Below are 5448 nucleotides of genomic sequence, written 5' to 3'. Positions count from 1 at the left end.
TGCTTGAGCATGCGGGCGAGCTGCGCGCTGATGCCGCCGTCCTGCACCACGATGCAGGCGGGCGAATCGACCAGCCGCGTGGTCACGCGCACGTCCTCCACCTCGTTCTTCAGCGCTTCCTTGAGCTTGGCGAGGGTCGGCTTGAAGGTTTCCGCCGCTTCCTGCGCGGCCTTCTTTTCGGCCTCGTCCTGCAGCTTGCCCAGATCCACCGCACCCTTGGCCACCGACTGCAGCGGCGTGCCGTCGAACTCGGTGAGATAGTTCAGCGCCCACTCGTCCACCCGGTCCGTCATCAGCAGGACTTCGATGCCCTTCTTCTTGAACACCTCCAGTTGCGGACTGTTCTTGGCCGCCGCCAGCGTGTCGGCGGTGATGTAGTAGATCGCCTCCTGGCCTTCCTTCATGCGCGACTTGTAGTCGGCAAAAGAAACGCTCAGCCCCTCGGTGGTGGACGATGCGAAACGCAGCAGCCTGGCGATGCGTTCGGCGTTGCCGAAATCCTCGCCAAGACCTTCCTTGAGCACCGCGCCGAACTCGCCATAGAACCTGGTGAACTTGCCTTCCTTGGCCTTGTCCTCTTCACTGACCACATCCACCACGTCGCCCTCTGCGGCAGGGCTCGACGCATGCTTGTCGTGCCTGGCCAGGTCCTCCAGCATCGAGAGCACGCGGCGCGTATTGCCGTCGCGGATCAGGCGCACGTCACGGCTTTCCTGAAGCAGCTCGCGGCTCACGTTCAAAGGCAGGTCGGCCGAATCGATCACGCCCTTCACGAAGCGCAGGTACGTGGGCATCAGCGCCTCTGCGTCGTCCATGATGAACACCCGCTTCACGTACAGCTTGATGCCCGCCTTCTTGTCGCGGTTCCACAGGTCCATGGGCGCATGCGAGGGGATGTACAGCAGCTGCGTGTACTCGGTGTTGCCTTCGACGCGGTTGTGGCTCCAGGTGAGCGGCTCCTCGTGATCGTGGCTGATGCTCTTGTAGAACTCGGCGTACTGCTCGGCCGTGATGTCCTTCTTGGGCCGCGTCCACAACGCGCTAGCCTGGTTGACGGTCTCCCATTCGCCGGTCTTGACCATGTCGCCGGGCTGATCGTTTTCACCCTCCTTCCACTCCTCCTTCTCCATGAGGATGGGCAGGCTGATGTGGTCCGAATACTTGTTGACGAGCTGCTTGAGCTTCCAGGTGTTCAGGAACTCCTGCGCCTCTTCGCGCAGGTGCAGCGTGATGCTGGTGCCGCGCTCCTTGCGCTCGATCTGCTCGACCTCGAAGTCGCCCGAACCGCCGCTGATCCAGCGCACGCCATCGCCCTCGGGCAGCCCCGCGCGGCGCGACTCCACGGTGATCCGGTCGGCGACGATGAACCCGGAATAGAAGCCCACGCCGAACTGGCCGATCAGTTGCGAATCAGCTTTCTGGTCGCCCGAGAGCCTGCTCATGAAATCCTTGGTGCCGCTCTTGGCGATCGTGCCCAGGTTCTCGATGGCTTCCTGCTCGCTCATGCCGATGCCGGTGTCGGCGATGGTGATCGTGCGTGCCATCTTGTCGAACGACACGCGCACCTCCAGCCGAGGCTGGTCTTCGTACAGTCCGGGCTGGTTCAACGCCTCGAAGCGCAGCTTGTCGCAGGCGTCAGAAGCATTGGAGATCAGCTCGCGCAGGAAGATTTCCTTGTTGGAATACAGCGAATGCGTGACCAGGTGCAGCAGTTGGGCCACTTCGGCCTGAAAAGAGTGAGTGTGCTTGTTGCTCATGGGTGGATGCGAAAAAGTCTCTTCCCGATGCCGCGCGGCATGGCGCGGGCATCTCCTTGTGACGCTTCGGATGGCACGGGACCCCGCCACGGGACGGGTTCCGGCGCTTGCCGAGCTGGCAGGCAGATGGGGATGAAACAGAGCACTTCAAGGCAGGTGCGTCATGCAAAACCAAGCCGATGGATAGAAATAGTTCATCTTCCATTTGGTTACAAAAGAAACAATGGAATAAGCACCATTGAAAAATTTGGCGCTAATTCGATGAAATTCCCTGCCAAAACGGCTCATTTGTATCAATAGCAAAAGCATGAAAACACCCGAATCGCCAAGCACCCGCATGCAACAGGCCTCGAAGCCATCAACAAACAGAGCAGGCATCAATCATCATCATGAATTTTCACCATCGAATTTTAGTCATCTATTTATTATTACATTTGGTAACCAACAAAATGTAACCTAACGTCATCCGCCTGTCGTACATTCGCGTTGCATCCTCATCTGACGATCCATTTCATTTGATCAATAGTGTTTTACTAATTTGTAATGCGCACAGCAACGCTCAAATTCGAACAGGAAAAGCAGATAGGAGGCTGTCACGGGCAGAGAAGCTCGACCGCTGAACGAAATCACGGGATTGCAAGCTGCCCCTGGTTCCCACCGGACCTTGGAGCCACCGCGCACCCTGGACTCGATCAGCGATCGGCTTGCAACCGCCCGCGAATGCCCCAAGCACACCTCGTTGCTGCCGATGAACGGCAGACGCAAGGTGGATTTCCATCCTGTGGAGTTTTTAGTTCTATGTCCTTCACCAAAACCGCCCTCTCCAGCATTGCCGCAGCCAGCCTGATGCTGCTCACCTCCGCCAGCTTCGCCGACACCGTCTCCGGCTCGTTCGACGTCAAGGTCACGGTCAACAAGTCCTGCGCGATCAACCCCTCCAAGGCGGCGGATGTGCAGTTCGACACCGTCGACACGACCAACAACACCGCCCAGACCAAGCAGACGATCCTGACCGTGAAATGCTCCAAGGGCACCAGCTACGAGATCGGCCTCACGCCCGGCAACACCGATGCCGCCAACCCGCTCAACACATCGGGCGTGGGCTTCATGAAGCGCACATCCGCTGGCGTGACCGACGCCGCGGACCAGAAGATCGCCTACAAGCTCACGAAGGACAGCGGGGGCGCGACGGCATGGGGCAGCACGACCGGCACCAGCGGAAACACCGTGACGAAGACCGGCGACAGCACGGCGCAGACATTCACCGTGTACGCCTCCGTGGCCGGCAGCGCCTGGAACGTCGAGCCCGGCAGCTATATGGACACGGTCACCGTGACCGTCACCTATTGAGCTGCGACAGCCATTTTGCGAATTCGAGTGACGAACGGGCAGACCATGCAGCCAGTGTTTTTCAGGACCGGACGAGCCGCCGCCATGGCGGCGGCCATGCTCGCGCTTTCGTCCAGCGCGTTTGCGGCGGGGCTGCAGGTCACGCCGATCTCGCTGCAGATCCCCGTCAACCGCCAGGCTGAGGGGATCTGGCTCGTCAACTCCAGCCAGGAGCCGCTGGCCGCGCAGGTCCGCGCGTTCGCTTGGACGCAGAAGGATGGCGAGGATCTGCTGGCGCCCACGGGCAACCTCACCATCTCTCCTCCGCTCATCGAGATCCCGCCCGGCGGCCGCCAGTTGGTGCGCGTGCTGCGCACCGGCCCGGCGCCGGCGGCCGGGGCGGAGTCGTCCTACCGGCTGATCGTGGACGAGCTGCCTTCGCAAACCCCGCAGCAGGCGCAGGCTGACGCCAAGGACAACGCCAAGGATCGCCGCGCCTATGGCATGAAATTCCTGATGCGCTATTCGGTGCCGGTTTTCATCGGCGACGCCACCGAGGAAGACATCCGCGCGGCCGGATCGCATCTGCGCTGGAACATCAGCAGGCAGGCCGACACCTATGCCTTCGAAGTCCGCAACGAAGGCAGCATGCACGCACAGCTCGCGGAACTGGCCGCCATCCATGCGGATGGACTGACCACTCCGATCAACACGGGCATGCTCGGCTATGTACTGCCGGGCAGCACGATGCGCTGGAGCATTGCCGCGCCGAAGGGCGCTTCGGCATCCGCTCCCGCCACTGCCTATCAGGCGATGATCAATTCGGACGTCCAGCGAATCAATGCGCCCGTGTCGCCCTGAGCTCCGTTGCCCAATGCCGCGTTCCCTGTTGGTTGTCCTGCTGCTCGCATCGCTGGGCGGCACTTGCCGCGCCCAGGCGCAAAACGGCGCCATCCGGGCGAACGCGCTGCCTCCGGCGCAGCCCGTGCTCATGGGCGTCCGGCGCCCTGCCGCCCCCATCGAGCTGATGCTGGCCACGCATCTGAACACACGCGACGTCGGGCTGGTCCAGGCGCAGTTGCTGGACAACCGGCTGCTCATGCGCCGGGGCTCGCTCGCCAGCATGGGGGTTCGTGAAGAGGCGCTGCCCGCAGCGTCCTCCGTCGACAACGCCGATCAGGACTGGGTGGCGCTCGACGCCATCGACGGCATGCAGTCCCGGCTGGACACGAGCGCCCAGACCGCTCAGTTGACGCTTCCCTTCGACAAGCTCACCTGGCCCAGGGCGTTGATCGACACGCAGGCGTTCTCGGGCCACCTCGCCGACAGCGCCCCGGGCCTGCTGGTGAACTACGACCTGTTCGGCACGCACAGCGGCGACGCACGCACCGTGAGCGCGCTAACCGAGCTGCGCGCGTTCAAGTCGAACATGGTGTTGAGCCATACCATGCTGTCGCAATGGTCCAGCCAGTCCTCGAACGCGGACCGGGCGAATGGCGGCGGCCAATACCAGCAGGTGCGCCTGGATACGGCATTCAGCATGTCCTTCCCGCAAAGCATGGTCACGCTGCGGGTGGGCGATGCGCTCACGAGCACGCAGCCATGGTCGCGCGCCACGCGCATCGGCGGCATTCAGATCGCACGCAACTTCGGGCTCCAGCCGTACCGCGTGACCACGCCCATCCCGGCGCTGATGGGCACCAGCGCGCTGCCCTCCGACATCGAACTATTCATCAACGGCGTGCGCCAGTACCAGGGCACCGTGAACGCCGGCCCGTTCACACTGAACGCGCCCGTGGGCATCACCGGCAACGGCACCGCGCAGATCGTGCTGACCGACGCGCTCGGCCGCTCCACCACCATCCAGTACAACCTGTTCGGCTCGCCGCAGCTGCTGGCCGAAGGCCTCAGCGACTGGTCCGTGGAAGCCGGCATGGTGCGCAGGAATTATGGCTACCGCTCATCCGACTATGGCTCCGACCCGCTGTTCAGCGGCTCGTACAGCTATGGCCTGAGCAATCAGGTCACGCTGCAAAGCCACGCGGAGGCGACCTCCGGCCTCACCAATCTGGGCGGCGGCGGCAACTGGCTTCTGGGGCCGCTCGGCATCGTGTCCGCTGCCACCGCCATCAGCCAGAGCCAGGGCAGCATGGGCCAACTGCTGCAACTGGGGCACAGCTGGAACAACCAGCGCGTCTATACCAATCTCCAGGCAACGCGCGCAAACCAAGGATACCGGGATGCCGCGTCGCTCAATGACGATCACCGGCTGCGGTCCTCGGCCCGCGCGGTTGCGGGGTACAACCATCCGCAATGGGGCAGCTTCAACGCGGGCATGCTGTATCTGCACAATGCGGGCCAG

The 5448-nt window shown here is 62.7% G+C and carries 5 protein-coding genes; 3 read left to right on the top strand and 2 right to left on the bottom strand.

What is annotated here, in order from left to right; genetic code table 11:
• Both htpG and ABWP92_RS16180 read right to left on the bottom strand, forming a co-directional pair.
• A partial coding sequence (gene htpG / locus ABWP92_RS16185) for a molecular chaperone HtpG (protein ID WP_353236435.1) occupies positions 1 to 1757 on the bottom strand: 1757 nt, incomplete at its 3' end.
• 147 nt (positions 1758 to 1904) lie between these two features.
• Positions 1905 to 2135, bottom strand: coding sequence for a hypothetical protein (locus tag ABWP92_RS16180; RefSeq protein WP_353236434.1), 231 nt, complete (start codon positions 2133 to 2135; stop codon positions 1905 to 1907).
• 420 nt (positions 2136 to 2555) lie between these two features.
• Between ABWP92_RS16180 and ABWP92_RS16175 the strand changes: the two genes are divergently transcribed.
• From ABWP92_RS16175 to ABWP92_RS16165, 3 genes are all read left to right on the top strand, one after another.
• Complete coding sequence (locus ABWP92_RS16175) at positions 2556 to 3107, top strand: Csu type fimbrial protein (protein ID WP_353236433.1); 552 nt, start codon at positions 2556 to 2558, stop codon at positions 3105 to 3107.
• A 45-nt stretch (positions 3108 to 3152) separates the two neighbouring features.
• Positions 3153 to 3947, top strand: a complete 795-nt coding sequence (locus ABWP92_RS16170; RefSeq protein ID WP_353236432.1) for a fimbrial biogenesis chaperone — start codon at positions 3153 to 3155, stop codon at positions 3945 to 3947.
• A 13-nt stretch (positions 3948 to 3960) separates the two neighbouring features.
• Positions 3961 to 5448 (top strand): fimbria/pilus outer membrane usher protein (locus tag ABWP92_RS16165; protein ID WP_353236431.1); only part of this gene is annotated, 1488 nt, incomplete at its 3' end.

The organism is Diaphorobacter ruginosibacter (assembly GCF_040396215.1).
GTDB lineage: Bacteria > Pseudomonadota > Gammaproteobacteria > Burkholderiales > Burkholderiaceae_C > Diaphorobacter_A > Diaphorobacter_A ruginosibacter_A.
The sequence above is the reverse complement of the archived record's forward strand: the minus strand, read 5'-3'. Positions and strand labels throughout refer to the sequence as shown.